The organism is Streptomyces sp. NPDC006265 (assembly GCF_040613555.1).
Lineage (GTDB): Bacteria > Actinomycetota > Actinomycetes > Streptomycetales > Streptomycetaceae > Streptomyces.
The window spans coordinates 1-16,046 of record NZ_JBEXSH010000102.1 but is presented as its reverse complement, the minus strand read 5'-3'; the positions used below and the strand labels follow the sequence as shown (position 1 = coordinate 16,046).

Here is a 16,046-nt window from a genome sequence, read left to right as displayed (position 1 = left end):
CGCGCAGCCCGCGGCGGCCGCACCCGCCGAGGAGCCGAAGTCCGCGGGCTCGGGGCGCCAGCCGGTTCTGGTGGGCTACGGGGTGGCGACCTCGTCCACCCGCCGCCGCCCCCGCAAGGGCCCGGAGGTCCCGGTCCAGCAGGCCTCGACGGCTATCCAGACGGAGCTGAACGGCCACGCGCCGACGGCCCCGGAGACTGCCCCCGCCGCGGGGCAGGCCGCCCCGGCCGGTACGGACCGCCCGCTGGCCAAGCCCCCCGTCCGCAAGCTGGCCAAGGATCTGGGCGTCGATCTGACGACGGTCGTCCCGACCGGCCCGGACGGCATCATCACCCGCGAGGACGTGCACGCGGCGGTCGCCGCCGCCGTCCCGGCGGCCCCGGAGCCGTCGGTCGCGTCCGCCCCGGCCGCCGCCCCGGCGTCCTACGACACCGGGCGCGAGACCCGCATCCCGGTCAAGGGTGTCCGCAAGGCGACGGCGGTGGCGATGGTCGGCTCGGCGTTCACCGCGCCGCATGTCACCGAGTTCGTGACGGTCGACGTCACGCGCACGATGAAGCTGGTCGAGGAGCTGAAGGCGGACAAGGAGTTCGCGGGCCTGCGCGTGAACCCGCTGCTGCTGATCGCCAAGGCGCTGCTCGTCGCGATCCGCCGCAACCCGGACGTCAACGCGTCCTGGGACGAGGCCGCCCAGGAGATCGTGGTCAAGCACTACGTGAACCTGGGCATCGCGGCCGCGACCCCGCGCGGTCTGATCGTGCCGAACATCAAGGACGCGCACGCCAAGACGCTGCCTCAGCTGGCCGAGTCGCTGGGCGAGCTGGTGTCGACGGCCAGGGACGGCAAGACGTCCCCGGCGGCGATGCAGGGCGGCACGGTGACGATCACCAACGTCGGCGTTTTCGGCGTCGACACGGGCACGCCGATCCTCAATTCGGGCGAGTCCGCGATCCTCGCGGTCGGAGCGATCAAGCCGCAGCCCTGGGTCCACAAGGGCAAGGTGAAACCCCGTCAGGTCACCACCCTGGCCCTGTCGTTCGACCACCGCCTGGTCGACGGCGAGCTGGGCTCGAAGGTCCTGGCCGACGTGGCGGCGATCCTGGAGCAGCCGAAGCGCCTGATCACCTGGGCGTGAGCCGACCGCGGCGGCCCTCTGCCCCTCCGGGCGGGGGGCCGCCGGCGTCTGCCCGGGATGAACCGGCGGTACGCCGAGGCGCACAAGAGCCTCCTTGAACCCTCCCAAGTACCACACAGTAAGCGGTTTATACGGACATACGATCAACCTCACCACGAGATCGACCATGCGCCCGGCGTCCCGGGGGAAGCCCGTCTCCGGGCTGCGACGGGCGCGGTCACTCCCTCGAAAGTGAGTGAACCCCCCATGCGCGACGCGATGGTGCTCAAGGCCCAGAGATTCGTGAACTCCGTCTACGGCGGCCGTATCGGCACGACCGTGCAGGAGAGCGGCGAGGCCGACTGGGCGACCATGTACGCACTGACCCGTGCCCTGCAGTACGAGCTGGGCATCACGGCGCTCTCCGACAACTTCGGCCCCACCACGCTCAGCACCCTGACGGCCAAGTACCCCGAGCTCGACGCGGACACCGTCCCCTCACCCGACTTCTGCCGCATCCTCCAGGCCGGCCTGTACTGCAAGGGCTACGACGGCGGCGACCTCGACGGCACCTACGGCCCCCGGGTGCAGGCGGCCGTCATCCGGTTGAAGACCGACATGGGCGTCGAACAGGCCCTGCCGGGCTCGGACTTGACGCCCAAGCTGGTCAAGGCGCTGCTGATGATGGACGCGTACGTCCCCGCCGCCCCGGGCACCGGACCGGTCAGGGCCGTCCAGCAGTGGCTCAACGGCCGCTACCTGAACCGGCAGGACTTCTACGTCACCGCCTGCGACGGGCTCGTGTCCCGGGACACCGTCAAGGCGCTCCTGTTCGGCGTGCAGTACGAGCTGGGCATGGCGGACGGCACCGCCAACGGCAACTTCGGCCCCGGCACCCGGTCGGGCCTGAAGTCGCACCCCGTGAAGCAGGGCGCCACGGGCGTCTTCGTCCAGCTGTTCTCCGCCGGGATGGTTCTCAACCGGCGGCCCGCGGCCCTCACCGACGCCTTCGACTCCTCCCTCGCCGCCGCCGTCCGGGCCTTCCAGACCTTCGCCGCGCTCCCGGCCACGGGTGAGGGCGACTTCGCCACCTTCGCCTCCCTGCTGGCGTCCTTCGGCGACCAGTCCCGCCCCGCCAAGGCCTGCGACACCATCGCGAAGATCACCCCGGCCCGGGGGGCGTCGCTCAAGGCCGCCGGGATCACGTACGTCGGCCGCTACCTCACCAACCCGAGTGCCACCTCCCTGCCGGAGAAGGCCATCCAGCCGGGCGAGCTCGCCACCATCGCCCAGCAGGGGCTGCGCTGCTTCCCGATCTACCAGACCGTCAACAACGACGCCTCGGACTTCGACTACATCGCCGGGCGGACCGCCGGATACGCGGCGGTCAACGCCGCCCGCGACCACGGCTTCCGGCGGGGGACCCGGATCTTCTTCGCCGTCGACTTCGACGCGATCGACGCCGAGATCACCGCGAGTGTCCTGCCCCACTTCAAGGGCATCAAGGAGGCGATGGCGGACTCCGGCCACCCTTACGAGATCGGCGTCTACGGCTCCCGCAACGTGTGCGCTCAGGTCGGTGCGGCCGGCTGCTCGACCGCGAGCTTCATCGCCGACATGTCCCCGGGCTTCGACGGCAACGCCGGTCACCCGCTGCCGCGGGACTGGGCCTACGACCAGTTCGTCATCCGCACCCTCGGCTCCGGTGACGGTCAGCTCGACATCGACGCCGACATCGCCTCGGGGCGGGACACCGGGCAGGGCGCGTTCGACCGGCCGCGGCCCGCCGTCCCGGACGTCGCCCTCGACGCGCGCCGGGTCCCCGCGCTGCGGGCCGACCTCTCGCGCTACATGCAGTCGATCGGCCGCCCGGACGCCGGAGGCATCGGCAGCGGCGCGCGGCTCTACACCAACGCGCAGGCCGTCGCGGCGATCCAGGACCAGGACGGGCTGATCACCGAGCTGTCGACGACGTACACGATGCGCAAGGCGCTGATCCAGACGGCCGTCTACTGGGCCATGCGCGACTACGACCTCGCCGGCCAGTCCACCGACCAGCAGGTGGCCGACCACCACCTCACTGGCTCCGGCTCCGTCCGGGACTCGCACACCGGCATCGGCGAGATCAGCGCGGGCGACGCCATCCTGGCCTGGAACCACTGCATCGGCTGGGGCTTCGCCACCGGCGACCACCGCGACCCGGCCAAGGACGCCGACCTGTGGACCGTCTGGCAGCGGCTGAACAAGGACAACGCGTTCAGCGTGCGCACCGCGGCCCTGATCCACCTGTGGGGCACCCGGGGCAGGCCCGGCGGCCACCTGCCCCCCGGCGACCGCGTGACCACCCCGCGCTCCATGCGCCTCGACCTCGCCGAGTTCGAGATCACCGAACTCCTGCGCCGCTACCGGGCCTGGGACCCCGACGTGGAGTCCCAGACGCACCAGAGCCTGGCCGTCTACCAGATCTTCGAGAAGTACAACAGCATCGTCCGCAACGCCTGAGCGCGTGTGCGCCGAGAACTTCAGGAAGAGACCCCGTTGAAGCTCAACCTCCCCCGCGTGCCCCGCAGATCACCGGCGCCCGGCGCCGCGCACCGCCGCGTCCTGTCCCGCCGAGCGCTGCTCGGCCGGATCGCCGCCGTCGGCGGTGCCGTGGGCGTCGCCGCCCTGCCCCTGTCCCATTTCCTGTCCCAGGCGTACGCCGACGCGAACAACCCCATCCCGGCCCGCGTACGGGACGCCCTGCGCAGCGCGCAGGACCGGACCCGGCGCGTGCTGGCGGGCTCGCGCTCCCACAACGGCTGGGAGATGGAGAACGTCGCCGACGACGGCGGCACCGTCTACACCCGCCCTGTCCCCGGCACCCCGCTCAAGGGCGTCGCCGTGCGGATGGGCGACGTGGAGACCGTCCTCGTCCACCTGGTGCGCCGGTTCCACTACGAGGTCGACGCGCTGCGCCGGGGCGACGTCGTCGGATGGCACGACCCCGCCGGCCTCGCCAGGAGCGGGCCCGAGTCCAATCTGGCGTCCGGCACGGCCGTGCGGATCCGTCCCGGCTCCTGCCCGCGCGGCGCCCGGGGCGGGTTCTTCCCGCAGCAGGAGGTCGTGATCCGCGACATCCTCGCCGAGCTCGACGGCGTGGTCCGCTGGGGCGGCGACGACCGTACGCCCGACGAGTCGCTGTTCGGCGTCGACGTACGGCCCGGAGACGAGAGGCTGGTCCGGGTCGCGGCGCGGATCCGCGGCTGGCAGCTGGAGCCCGGCGCGGGTGCGGGCTCCCCGGTGAACGTGCTGTCGGGCGGCCGGCGCAAGGCGGCCCGGGCGCTGGAGCGCCGTCAGCGCACGGCCGCATGATCGCTGTATGACCATCGGACGACCGCCGTACGACGAAGGGGGCTCCGCCGCAGTGTGCGGTGGAGCCCCCTTTACCGTCCTGCTGGTGTCGTCCTACCTGCTGAAGCCGTAGTTGAGCAGCTTCGTGGCGTCCGACTTGCGGGCGTCCAGGCCGGTCGAGGCGAGGACCGTGCCGATGACGGTCTTGCCGCTGCGGGTGGCGGCGAAGACCAGGCAGTACTTCGCCTCCGGACCGGAACCGGTCTTCACACCGATCGCGCCGCTGTAGCTGCCGAGCAGCGGGTTGGTGTTCGTCCACGGCGCCATCGTCCGCGTACCGCCGGACTTGGTGGTCGTCTTCGCCGTGTACTTCTTCGTCTTGACGACCGTGCGGAACGAGGAGTTCTTCATCGCGGCGCTGGCGAGCTTCGTCAGGTCGCGCGGCGTCGAGTAGTTGGCGCCATGGCCGATGCCGTCGAACGAGTCGAAGTGGGTGTTCTTCAGACCCAGGTTCTTGGCGGTGGTGTTCATCTTGCCGATGAACGACTTCACGCGCGCCGCACGCGTCGAGCCCGAGCCGAACTTGTCGGCGAGCGCGTACGCGGCGTCGCAGCCGGACGGCAGCATCAGCCCGTACAGCAGCTGGCGGACGGTGACCTTGTCGCCGACGATCAGCTTCGCGTTGGACGCGTAGTTGTTGTCGACGATGTAGTCGCTGTACGCCTTCTGGACGGTGACCTTGCTGTCCATGTTCAGGTTCGACTGCTTCAGCACCACCAGGGCGGTCATGATCTTGGTGGTCGAGCCGGTCGAACGGCGCGTGTCGGCCGCCTTGGTGTAGAGCGACTTGGCGGTCGCGTTGTTCATCACGTAGCCGCCCTTGGCGGCGATGGAGGGCGCCGAGGCGGCCTGCGCCGGCGCGACGGTGAGGGCACCGGTCGCGAGCATGGCGCCGGTGGTGACGGCGACGGCCGCAGCTCTGCGGAGACGAGTGCCCTTAATGCCGGTTATCAAGTGAAGTACCCCGATTACATCGAATGCCCCAACGGTGCGGCCGAGTTGAGGACGAGGGGAAAGGGGCCGCACGTGTCTGACTCGTAACTAGCACACGTGGTTGTGCTGTTGCCGAGCCGGACCCCCGCTTTGCCGCAGATGTGTGACATACAAGTCCGCATACTGGACGTATCTCCTCATGCGTACCTGTTGTATCTATGCTGTCGGCATGACCTTGGCCGTGAAGCAACCGCCCGCCGCCGACCGCGTCTACGCCCATGTCAAACAGGGCGTCCTGGAGCGCCGCTTCGAGGGCGGGACCCTGCTCACCGAGGGCGAGCTCGCCGAAGCCGTGGGTGTCTCCCGCACACCGGTCCGCGAGGCGCTGCTCCGGCTGGAGGCCGAGGGGCTGATCCGGCTCTACCCGAAGAAGGGCGCCCTCGTCCTGCCCGTCTCCGCGCAGGAGATCGCCGACGTCGTCGAAACGCGGCTGCTCGTCGAGGAGCACGCGGCGCGCAAGGCCGTACCCGCGCCCGCCGGGCTCATCGAGCGCCTCGAGGAGCTGCTGGCCCGGCAGAAGAAGCAGGCCGCCGCCGGTGACCTCGCCGGGGCCGCCGTCACCGACCGCTGCTTCCACGCCGAGATCGTCCGCAGCGGCGGCAACGAGATCCTCTCCCGCCTCTACGACCAGCTGCGCGACCGCCAGTTGCGGATGGGCGTCGCCGTCATGCACTCCCACCCGGACCGCATCGCCAAGACCCTCGCCGAGCACGAGGAGATCCTCGAAGCGCTGCGCTCGAACGACGCGGAGACGGCTGTCGGCATCGTCCACCGGCACATCGGCTGGTTCTCGCACCTGGCCCGGGGAGAGGTGCGATGAGCGCCGTCGCGATACCCGGCGACCCACCCGGCGGCCGCCGGGCCCTGGCCGTCTGGGGCACGGGCGTCTCGGTCTACTTCGTCGCGGTCATCTTCCGCACGTCCCTGGGCGTGGCCGGCCTCGACGCCGCCGACCGCTTCCATGTGAACGCCTCCGCCCTCTCCACCTTCTCCATCCTCCAGCTGCTGGTCTACGCGGGCATGCAGATCCCCGTCGGCCTGCTGGTCGACCGGCTCGGCACCAAGAAGGTGCTGGCGCTCGGCGCGGTGCTGTTCACGGCCGGACAGCTGGGCTTCGCCTTCTCCCCCTCGTACGGCACGGCCCTCGCCTCCCGGGCGCTGCTCGGCTGCGGTGACGCCCTCACGTTCATCAGCGTGCTGCGCCTCGGCAGCCGCTGGTTCCCGGCCCGCCGCGGGCCGCTCGTCGCCCAGTTCGCGGGACTGGTCGGCATGGCGGGCAACCTGGTCTCCACGCTTGTCCTGGCCCGGCTGCTGCACGGCATCGGCTGGACGGCGGCGTTCGCGGGCAGCGCCGCCGCCGGTGCCGTGGTGTTCGTCCTGGTGCTGCTGTTCCTCAAGGACCACCCGGAGGGCCACGAGCCCGAGCCGCTCCCGCACCAGGGCGCGGCCTACGTACGGCGGCAGATCGCCGCCTCCTGGCGAGAGCCCGGGACGCGGCTCGGCCTCTGGGTGCACTTCACCACCCAGTTCCCGGCGATGGTGTTCCTGCTGCTGTGGGGCCTGCCGTTCCTCGTCGAGGCACAGGGACTGTCCCGGGCGGTGGCCGGCGAACTCCTCACCCTCGTCGTCCTGTCGAACATGCTGGTGGGCCTGGTCTACGGCCAGGTCGTCGCCCGGCACCACGGGGCGCGGCTGCCGCTCGCGCTCGGCACGGTCGGCACGACGGCGGCCCTGTGGGCGGCGACGCTCGCCCACCCGGGCCCGCACGCCCCGATGTGGCTGCTGATCGTGCTGTGCACGGTGCTCGGGGCCTGCGGACCCGCGTCGATGATCGGCTTCGACTTCGCCCGCCCGGCCAACCCGCCCGAACGGCAGGGCACCGCCTCCGGCATCACCAACATGGGCGGCTTCGTCGCCTCCATGACCACCCTGTTCGCGATCGGTGTGCTCCTGGACGCCACCGGCGACGACTACTCCCTGGCCTTCTCGGTGGTGTTCGTCCTCCAGGCGTTCGGCGTCTCCCAGATCCTGCGGCTGCGCAGGCAGGCGGCACGGCGCGAGCGGGAGCGGCTGGTGGCCAGCCGGGTGGAGACGGTGCACGTGCCCGCGTGACGTACGTCAGGCGGTCGGTACGAGGGTGAGGTACGCGAGGCCGAGGACGCCGCGGTAGGTGAGCCACCGGGCGCGGTGCCGGTCGGCGCGCTCGCGGGTCTCGGCGGCCAGGGGATGGCCGGGGTGTTCGGCGAGCCACACCTCGGTGTCCGCGAGGTACCCCGACTCGAACTCCTCCCACTCGTCGAGGCTCGCGGTCTCCGTCCACTCCGGCCGGAACCCGGCCTCGATCGCCAGGCCGATGAGCGCCGCGAGGTCGTGGTGGTCGGTGACCGCCGCGTCCGGCCACATGCGGGACAGCTCGCCGGGGGTCGGTGTGCGCTGCCAGAAGCCCTCGCCGAGCAGGACGCGGCCGTGGTCGGCGACCAGGCGGCGGAGTTCCCCGAGCACCTCGGGGAGCCGGTCGCCGAGGGCCTGACTCGACCCCACGCACAGCACGAGGTCGGCGGGGCCCCGAATGGTTCCGGTGGCGGACTCCTCCAGGAAGCGGGCCCGGGACGCCAGTCCGCGGTCCGCGGCGGCCTTCCGCCCTCGCGCCAGGTCGTCGGTGTCCAGGTCGATGCCGGTGCCGGTCGCATCCGGGGCGGCGGCCAGGATGCGGAGCATCAGCTCGCCCGAACCGCAGCCGATGTCCAGGACGGTGGTGGGGCGGTGGCGGGTGAGGCGTTGCACGAGGGCGCCTGCCCGCGTCTGGGACAGCGGGCCGTGGAAGGTGAGACGGGTGCGGTGGGGTGGTGTGGTCATGACCAGGGACGGTATGGGGCGAGGTGGGGCGGCGGCATGGGGTTTCCGGGCCCTGGGGGCTGGTGCCGGGGGCGGGTGGGGCCGCAGCCCGGCGGAGCGGGATGCCGCTCTCCTCGGGACGGGCGCCGCCCCTGGCGGCACGCATGCCCGCAGCGGGGGCGGCTGCGCATGCCCGCAGCTGGGCCGGGTGGCCCCTACTGCGTCACCGCGAAGTTGCGCAGGATCGCCGCTGTCAGTTCCGGGTCGCCCTCCGTCTTCAGCCGGTCGGACACCGACTCCGGCGTCACGCGGCCGCAGGCCAGGCGGACGTATGTCTCCCAGTCGAGCGTGAGGGTCGCGGCGGGGCCGAGGGCCGGAGCCGTTTCCAGGGTGCCGCGGCCCTGGATGTCTACGCGGATCGTGCGCAGGAACTCCACGGGCCCGTGCACGTCGAAGACGACCGCCGAGCTGCGCGGTGCCTGCGCGTCCTCGGCCACCACGCGCGGGAGTTCGCCGAGCAGCACGTCACGGGCGACCAGCGCGCCGGGGGAGTCGAGGTTGCCGGGCCGGCCGAGGGCCGTGCGCAGGTCCTGCTCGTGCGCCCATACGTCGAACGCGTGCCGCCGCATCGACTCCTCGAGGGTGAGCTCGCTGCCGAGCGGCCCCCGCACCTTCGTGCCCGGGTCACGCGACTCGTTCCGCAGCTGGCGGTTGCGGCGGATGATCACGTACTCGAGCTCGGAGGTCATCTCCGGCGCCGTGTGGTGGCGGCGGACGTCGACCTGCATCTCCATGTAGCGCTGGTGCTCGTTGGTGACGTGGAAGAGGTCGCGCGGGAGGCTGTGGATGGGCCGCGGGTCGCCGAGCATCTCGCAGTCCAGACCGATGACATGGGAGACCACGTCCCGCACCGACCACCCCGGGCACGGCGTCCGCCGGTTCCATTCGGCCTCCGCGAGCGGCTGGAGCAGCTCGGATATCGCTTCGATGGAGTGGGTCCAGGCGTCGGCGTAGGGCTGGAGGGTGGAATGCAGACTCACGGAACGGGACCCCTCGGCGGTTCGTTGCACGGGCAGGTGGTGGCGGCGTTGCCAGTGGGAGGTGGCGGCTGTCGGTGGGCGTCTTGCGAGCTAAGTTACGCTGCTGTGAGGCACCCCGGCAGTGCTTTCGTGTGACGATCGTAGGCCCGAGTGGACGGCCCGAATGCCAGGACGGTGGTAGTGTGCGCGCCTCTGTGATCCAGATCGCCGTGAACGAGGACGAATCGGTCGAAGCGCGCCGCCGACGCGTGGCGGCGATGGTCCGCGAGCAAGCAGGGGCCGACCTCGTCGTCCTGCCGGAGCTGTGGACCACGGGTGCCTTCGCCTACGAGGCGTTCGGGAGCGAGGCCGAGCCGCTCGAGGGACCGACGTACGAGGCGATGGCGAAGGCCGCGAGCGACGCGGGCGTGTGGCTGCACGCCGGTTCCATCCCGGAGCGGGACCCCGACGGGCCGCTCTACAACACCTCCCTCGTCTTCTCCCCCTCCGGCGATCTGGCCGCCGCCTATCGCAAGATCCACCGCTTCGGCTTCGACAAGGGCGAGGCCGTGCTGATGGGCGCGGGCACGGAGCTGGTGACGGTGCGTCTGCCCGCGACGACCCTGGGCCTGTCCACCTGCTACGACCTCCGCTTCCCCGAGCTCTTCCGCGGTCTCGTCGACGCCGGCGCCGAGACACTCGTGGTCTCGGCGGGCTGGCCGGAGCGCCGCCGGTCCCACTGGACGCTGCTGGCCCAGGCACGGGCGGTCGAGAACCAGGCCTTCGTCGTCGCATGTGGAACGGCCGGGACGCACGCGGCAGTTCCGCAGGCCGGTCACTCGATCGTGGTCGACCCCTGGGGCGAGGTACTGGCCCGGGCCGGCGCCGACGAGGAGGTCCTCACGGTGGAGTTCGACCCGGGGAAGGTCGCGACGACCCGGGAGCAGTTCCCGGTGCTGAAGGACCGGATGCTGGGACTCCAGCCGCCGCGCAGGCCCTGACCTGCGCTCTCAGTCCTCCCGTTCCTTCTCCGCCAGGTGGATCACACACACGGCCACCGCGATCAGCAGCGCCGGATCCGCGTCCTCCCGGACGACGTCCACACCGTAGGTGTCCCGTACGGTCAGCCACCGCCGGGAGATCACCGACAGCAGCTCCCCGTCGTACTCGACGGCGAACTCCCGGTCGAGGATCTTCCCGCTGACGTCCAGCTCGTTGCCGTCGGCCAGGGACACCCGGTAGTGGTTGCGCAGCAGCGACAACCGCTTCCGGCGGATCGTCGCCAGTGGCTCACCGCTGCGCTGGAGCACCATGGTGTCGCGCAGGGCGAGCATCTTCTGGTGGATGTCGACGAGGACGCGCCCCTGGGTGTCCTTCAGCTCCCAGGTGTCCCGCAGCCGCAGGGCCTTGCCGTCGACGAGGAACACCTTGCTGCCGCGGTCGTCCTCGATCCAGTAGTCGTCGCCGAAGCCGAGGAGCCGGTCGTACACGAGGAATCTCATGAAACCAGGGCTTCCCCGCGGCCCGGTCCGAAACGCCGCCGATAGGCCGAAGGGCCGAGGCCCGTCCGGCACCGGAGCCGGCCCCGGGTCCAACCGGTCGAAGGCAACCGTACGGTGACGGTGAGCAGTCGTCACGTCCGCACCCTGGAGGGGACATGCACCGGGCAGCAGAGGACCGCGATCTTCCCGAGGAGCCGGCCGCCGACGGCCCGCGCACCGGGGTCACGTGCCCGTTCTGCCGCATCGTGCGCGGGCTGGCCCCCGCCCAGGTGCTGCGCGACTGGCCCGACGCGCTGGCGATCCTGCCCCGCGGCGGGGGCGTCACGGCGGGCCACGTGCTGGTGCTGCCCAAGACGCACGTCCCGGACGTGGCGGCGGACCCGCTGGTGTCCGCGGCGACGATGCGGCGCGTCGCGGAACTCGCCGCCGAGATGGGCGACTGCAACGTCATCACGTCGCGGGGCGCCGCCGCCACGCAGACCGTGCGGCACATGCACGTCCACCTGGTGCCGCGCCGCGACGGCGACGGCATCCTGCTGCCCTGGACACCGGTCGCCGGTGCCAGCCGTCGGCCGGGCCCGGACCGGCGGCCCTGGTCGGCCCGCCCGGCCGGCCGGTGAGCCCGTCCCGGCCCGGCGCGCCTCAGCCCAGGAAGACGAGAAGCATGCTGTTGGCCGCGGCCAGCACGCCGTAGCAGAACAGCATCGGCCGGGACAGCAGCACGGCGAACCAGGACACCGGCCCGCCGTGGCGCTCGGCGTCCATGGTGAACGGGGGCGGCGGGTTGCCCCGGTCGCTGACGACCTTCTCGTAGAGGGCGCGGAACAGCCGCTCCTGGCGGAGGTAGTAGCCGTCGAGCAGCCAGAAGCCGACGGCGAGGGCCAGGGCCACGGGGATCGTCGCGCAGCCCGGCCTCCGGTCCGCGACCGCGACGAGCACCCCGCTCAGAGTGATGCACCAGCCCTTGATCAGGAACGAGTTGTTGCCGAGCCGGGCGATCACGCTCTGGAGCAGCTCCACATGCTTGAGGCGCTGTTCGTCGAGACCCGGGCCGCCGGTCATCCGGGGGATGCCCCGCCGGGCCCGGGCGGGGTCTCGGGCCGGGTGTCGGGCGGCTCCTCGGTCGGCGGGGCGTTTGGAGGTTCGATGTCCGGCTGTGAGAACTGCCCGTTCAGTTCCTCGACGGTGTCCTCCAGCCAGTTCTCCAGCCGGGTCGGGGCGTACCTGTCCAGCAGCCCGTCGCCGTGCTCCAGCATTTCCAGGCGCAGCCGGGGCAGGGCGGTCCTGCCGTCTCCCCCGGCCTGGTCCGGGCCGGCCGGCCACGCGTAGCCGCGCAGTGGCAGGTCCAGGGTGCCGGCGACGCCGCTCTCGGCCCGCTCCTCGAGCATCAGGACACAGGCGTCGTCCACGGCGCGGCGCGCGTCGGCCTCCGCCTGCTCCAGGGCGGAGCGCAGCCGGTGCCAGGAGGTGCTGTGCGAGACGAGTCGCTGCCGCGCCTCGGACACGAGCCGGTCCGCGCTCTCCTCGGCGGCGGACGCGGAGCCGGAGGCCGCCTTGTCGGCCTCGGCATAGGGATTGTGCGCGAGGACGGCCGTCGCCGCGGTGGCGAGACCGAGCGAGACGATGAGGAACACGGCCATCACCGTGCCGGCCGTGTCGAAGGCCAGCGGGTTGCTCTGGTCCGTCCGCGTGTAGGCGGTCGTGGCGAGCAGGCCGAGGAGCAGCAGGTTGGCGAGGACCGGAAGGACCGGCGCGGACCAGGGGAGGCCGTCCGGCCGCCGGGTCTCGGTGCGGGGCCCGTCCAGCCGCAGCGCGTGCCGCAGTGCGGGCCAGGGCGCGCGCCGAACCCGTTCGGTGCGGTGAGCGGCGCGTACCCGCAGCCGGAACAGCGATCTCGCCAGCCAGCAGCTCAGCGCGAACTGGAGGGTGGACACCCCGAGGGCGACCAGGAAGGACAGGGCGTAGACCACGGTCTGCCACGGGCCGCCCGGGCCGACGCTCAGGGCCTGCGCCGTGGCCTGGCCGACGAAGGGCAGGTCGAACAGGGCGCTCAGCCCCAGCATCACCCACTGGAGCCACGACCAGGGCCGGCGGCTGCGGCGCAGCCCCTCCGGCCCGTCCGAGGTGTGCCGGACCCGTACCGTGCGGACCCGGTTGCGGGCCTCGCCCGCCGTCCGGCCTACGGTGAAACGATCCACGGTGTCGATCGCGGTGAGCGCCGACTGGAACGTCTCCACCAGCGCCGTGCCCAGCTCCCCGAGGTTCCGCTGGGCCTTGGCCAGGCCGTTGTCGGCCTGCGCGAAGGCCCGCATGAGCACGGCGTGTTCCCGGCTGTCCACGGGGTCGGCCGGCCGCCCGGCGGGCCGGGGCCCGTCCGGGCCCACGAAGGGGAGGAACGTCTTCCCGGGGCAAGGTATGGGCGCCTCGCGGGCGCCCCCGTGAGAACCGTTGCTGCCGTTCACTTTCATGGCGTGTGTCTCACTTCACTTCCGGATGATCTCGATGTCCACGCGGCGGTCGCACTGCCACCGCTGCTCCCGGGTCATGTCCCCGGCGGCCGTCTCCTCGGTCTCGGGGCAGCCCGGTGACCGGCCCCCGCCGTGGGCCGTCACACGGGAAGCGGCCACCCCGTGGTCGACGAGGACCTCCCGCACCGCGTCCGCCCGGTCCTGGGACAGCTCGCGGTCGTTGCCCGAGCCGCCGCGCGGGTCGACGTAGCCGTTGACCACGATCCGGTCGAGCGAGGGGGTGGTGCGTGCGGTCGCGGCGACGTCGGCGAGCGTGGGGACGGCACCCGGCCGCAGCCTCGGCGAGTCCGTGTCGAACAGGGCGGCTCCCGGCAGCATGATCGTCCGGGAGCGGCTGTCGCCGTAGCGCACCACCGGCTCGCCCGGGGAACCCGGCCGGGCCGGAGCGGGGGACTCCGCCATGACGGAGGAGTCCTCGGCGTCGCACGTGCCGCCGGCCCGCTCGCACAGCGTGGTCCACAGCTCGCGCAGCCAGAGGCGCTGGGCCGTGTCGGCGGAGGGCTGGCCGCCCGCGGAGTTCCCCAGGCCCACGAACGTGACCTTCACCCCCGACAGACGGGGGAGTTCGCTGAACTCCCCCCGCGCGGCGCACACCGAGACGATCGACTTGATGTCCTGCGCCGAGCCGAACCGCGCCCCCCGCAGGTCGGCGCAGCCCGTCGTGGACAGCCCGTCGCTGAGCACGAGCAGGCGCCGTTCGCCCTTCGCGTCACTGAGCATCTCGGCGCCCGCCGCCAGTGCGGCGAGGACGTCGGTGCCCCCGTCGACGGGCCGGGTCCGCTGGGCCGTGGCGAGGTCGTCGCGCAGGCAGTCGTTCGCGCCCTGGCGGTTCAGCTCCTGGTTGCGCGGGTTGTCGTTGCTCTCCTTCCAGTCGCCGGGCCGCTCCTGCACGGTCCACACGATGTCCCCCGCGGGCCCGCCGAAGGTGCCGATGGAGACGGTCTCGCCCTGCTCGTCCTCCTTGTCGAGCAGTTCGTCGACCGTCTGCCCGTAGTCGGGCCCCCGGGCCCCGGCCTTCTTGACGCGCACGGACGCCGAACCGTCGACGAGGACGACGGTGTTCCCGGCCTCCGCGGTGGGCGCCTGGGTCTTCGTCCAGGCGCATCCGGCTCTCTTGTCCTCTTCCTCGCAGCCGGTGAGCAGTGTGGCGGCCGTAAGGACGCCCACCACCGCGACGGCGGCGGAAAGCCGGCGTGCGGCGCTCACAGGGCCGGCCCCTCGGAAGCGATGGCGTCCTCGATCCAGGACGACTCGCTGAGCCCCATCTCCCGGCGGAACGCGCCGATCGCCTTGTCGTAGGCGTCAGCGAACTCGAACAGCCCGGCCTCCTGGTGGGCGCCGCGCGCCCCCTCCAGCGTCGTGATCAGCGCGTCGACGCTGGTACGGCGCTGCCTGCGCAGTCCCTCCATGACCTTGCGGAAGTCCTGGTCGGCGAGCGTGGCCGCGAACGGGACCAGCAGACGCCGCTGGTGGGCGTCGAGTTCACCGATCAGTTCCAGGTCGCTGATCACCTTCAGCCAGGCCTCGGTGAGCTCCCGCGCCCGCTCCGCCCTGATCAGGCCCAGGCGCTGTGTCTCCCGGAGCGTCAGCTCGTTCAGACGGTGCGGCAGCACGTGCTCGCGCAGGGCGGGGTCGACCCGGACCCGGACCGAGGGTGTGCACCGGATGAGGCCCTCGGTGTCGTCGAAGCACCAGTTGCCGTCGATCGACAGCTTCTTGTTGATCGCGCGCTCGGCGGCGACCGGGTCGGCCGGGTCGCAGTCGCGGGCGGCCGACCAGCCGACCCGCAGCAACTCCTCGCGCGCCGTCGCCTCGTGGTGCACGACGCGTTCCTTCAGCGTCTCCCGCGACATCGCCGAGCTGTTCCACTGGAACGTCGGGAACACCTCGTAGGAGAAGACGTCGTCCCGCGCCGCCATGGAGAGCGGTGTCTCCGGGGGCAGGGACTGCACGAAAACCTTCCTGCGGCGGGGCTGCCGGGCGGTCTCGTCCCCGTCGTCGGAGCCGGCGGTCTCCGGCTCCTCCTAGAAGGTGTCGTCGTACCGGTTCCGTCGCCAGGTTCGCCACGCCTCGCGCAGCGTGGCGAACAGGCCTTTGCGGCGTGCCATGTCGGTCCTCCTGTGGGGTCGGTCTGTTTTCGGGTGTGATGTGCCGGGGCCGGGTGGTGCCAGTGGGGAGAAGGGGGTACGAGGTCCGCCGGGGCTCAGCAGCCGCCCAGGCCACGCAGAAGCCGGGCGATCAACCGGGCGTCCGGCAGTTGGCGCGCCCACCGGCGCAGGTGGAACAGGGCGCGGAGGTCCTTGTGCGGCCAGATCCGGAGGGCGAACTTCTCCGCGAAAAGGGTCAGTTCCTCGTCCTCGTCGGCCGCCAGCAGCCAGTCCCGCAGCAGGTTCCAGGCCTGGCCCGAATGGGCCGGGTCGATCAACGCGCGCTGCCACAGCAGCAGCAGCGTCTCCTCGCCTCCGGGGTCCTCCATCGCCTGGTGCGCGAGCGTCGGACGGGACGGCAGCTCGGGTCCTGCGGCCAGGGGGCCGAGGACCAGCAGGGTGCGGACCGCGTGTCGCGGCAAATGCCCGTCGTCCGCTCGGATCCACTGGCCGAGCGCCTCAGCGACGGGTGCCGCGCCGCCCTCGGCGAGGAACAGCGCCGCGGTCGAGTAGGC

General features: G+C 72.1%; 15 protein-coding genes and 1 pseudogene. 7 read left to right on the top strand and 9 right to left on the bottom strand.

Going from position 1 to position 16,046, the window contains the following annotated elements; all coding sequences use genetic code 11:
• The 3 genes from ABZ281_RS11695 to ABZ281_RS11685 form a co-directional block, all read left to right on the top strand.
• On the top strand, positions 1-1,135 hold a 1,135-nt coding region (locus tag ABZ281_RS11695; protein WP_356654486.1), incomplete at its 5' end, for a dihydrolipoamide acetyltransferase family protein.
• A gap of 246 nt (positions 1,136-1,381) precedes the next feature.
• A complete protein-coding gene (locus ABZ281_RS11690) occupies positions 1,382-3,616 on the top strand; it encodes a glycoside hydrolase domain-containing protein (RefSeq protein WP_356654488.1) in 2,235 nt (744 codons plus the stop codon).
• A 36-nt stretch (positions 3,617-3,652) separates the two neighbouring features.
• The gene (locus tag ABZ281_RS11685; protein WP_356654484.1) at positions 3,653-4,468 is read left to right on the top strand and encodes a twin-arginine translocation signal domain-containing protein; all 816 of its coding nucleotides are present in this window, start codon (positions 3,653-3,655) and stop codon (positions 4,466-4,468) included.
• Between the two features lie 93 nt (positions 4,469-4,561).
• On the opposite strand, the gene ABZ281_RS11680 is transcribed toward ABZ281_RS11685, so the two are convergent.
• A complete protein-coding gene (locus ABZ281_RS11680; protein ID WP_356654482.1) occupies positions 4,562-5,461 on the bottom strand; it encodes a D-alanyl-D-alanine carboxypeptidase in 900 nt (299 codons plus the stop codon).
• A gap of 208 nt (positions 5,462-5,669) precedes the next feature.
• On the opposite strand from ABZ281_RS11680, the gene ABZ281_RS11675 reads away from it, so the two are divergent.
• The gene (locus ABZ281_RS11675; RefSeq protein ID WP_356654480.1) at positions 5,670-6,320 is read left to right on the top strand and encodes a GntR family transcriptional regulator; all 651 of its coding nucleotides are present in this window, start codon (positions 5,670-5,672) and stop codon (positions 6,318-6,320) included.
• Complete coding sequence (locus tag ABZ281_RS11670) at positions 6,317-7,612, top strand: MFS transporter (protein ID WP_356654478.1); 1,296 nt, start codon at positions 6,317-6,319, stop codon at positions 7,610-7,612. The genes ABZ281_RS11675 and ABZ281_RS11670 overlap by 4 nt, the downstream gene beginning before the upstream one ends.
• 6 nt (positions 7,613-7,618) lie before the next feature.
• Here ABZ281_RS11670 and ABZ281_RS11665 read toward each other — a convergent pair whose 3' ends face one another.
• Together ABZ281_RS11665 and ABZ281_RS11660 are read right to left on the bottom strand one after the other, a co-directional pair.
• Entirely contained in the window at positions 7,619-8,356 is a 738-nt protein-coding gene (locus ABZ281_RS11665; protein ID WP_356654476.1) for a class I SAM-dependent methyltransferase, read from the bottom strand.
• Positions 8,357-8,550: 194 nt separating this feature from the next.
• Positions 8,551-9,375 carry a maleylpyruvate isomerase family mycothiol-dependent enzyme gene (locus ABZ281_RS11660; protein ID WP_356654474.1) on the bottom strand — a complete coding sequence of 275 codons (825 nt, stop codon included), beginning with the start codon at positions 9,373-9,375 and terminating at the stop codon, positions 8,551-8,553.
• A 182-nt stretch (positions 9,376-9,557) separates the two neighbouring features.
• On the opposite strand from ABZ281_RS11660, the gene ABZ281_RS11655 reads away from it, so the two are divergent.
• Positions 9,558-10,355, top strand: coding sequence for a carbon-nitrogen family hydrolase (locus tag ABZ281_RS11655; protein WP_356654472.1), 798 nt, complete (start codon positions 9,558-9,560; stop codon positions 10,353-10,355).
• 9 nt (positions 10,356-10,364) lie between these two features.
• Here the strand turns inward: ABZ281_RS11655 and ABZ281_RS11650 are convergent, their stop codons facing one another.
• Positions 10,365-10,856, bottom strand: a complete 492-nt coding sequence (locus tag ABZ281_RS11650; RefSeq protein WP_356654470.1) for an LURP-one-related family protein — start codon at positions 10,854-10,856, stop codon at positions 10,365-10,367.
• A 155-nt stretch (positions 10,857-11,011) separates the two neighbouring features.
• Here ABZ281_RS11650 and ABZ281_RS11645 point away from each other — a divergent pair, with 155 nt between their 5' ends.
• Positions 11,012-11,476 carry an HIT family protein gene (locus tag ABZ281_RS11645; protein WP_356654468.1) on the top strand — a complete coding sequence of 155 codons (465 nt, stop codon included), beginning with the start codon at positions 11,012-11,014 and terminating at the stop codon, positions 11,474-11,476.
• 22 nt (positions 11,477-11,498) lie between these two features.
• Here ABZ281_RS11645 and ABZ281_RS11640 read toward each other — a convergent pair whose 3' ends face one another.
• The 5 genes and pseudogenes from ABZ281_RS11640 to ABZ281_RS11620 form a co-directional block, all read right to left on the bottom strand.
• Complete coding sequence (locus ABZ281_RS11640) at positions 11,499-11,918, bottom strand: hypothetical protein (protein WP_356654466.1); 420 nt, start codon at positions 11,916-11,918, stop codon at positions 11,499-11,501.
• The gene (locus tag ABZ281_RS11635) at positions 11,915-13,195 is read right to left on the bottom strand and encodes a hypothetical protein (RefSeq protein ID WP_356654464.1); all 1,281 of its coding nucleotides are present in this window, start codon (positions 13,193-13,195) and stop codon (positions 11,915-11,917) included. The genes ABZ281_RS11640 and ABZ281_RS11635 overlap by 4 nt, the downstream gene beginning before the upstream one ends.
• A gap of 144 nt (positions 13,196-13,339) precedes the next feature.
• A complete protein-coding gene (locus ABZ281_RS11630; protein WP_356654462.1) occupies positions 13,340-14,590 on the bottom strand; it encodes an OmpA family protein in 1,251 nt (416 codons plus the stop codon).
• Positions 14,587-15,336, bottom strand: coding sequence for a hypothetical protein (locus ABZ281_RS11625; protein ID WP_356654460.1), 750 nt, complete (start codon positions 15,334-15,336; stop codon positions 14,587-14,589). Before ABZ281_RS11625 ends, ABZ281_RS11630 begins: the two co-directional genes overlap by 4 nt.
• Before the next feature lie 251 nt (positions 15,337-15,587).
• Positions 15,588-16,046 (bottom strand): annotated as a pseudogene (locus tag ABZ281_RS11620) (hypothetical protein); the annotation flags it as partial.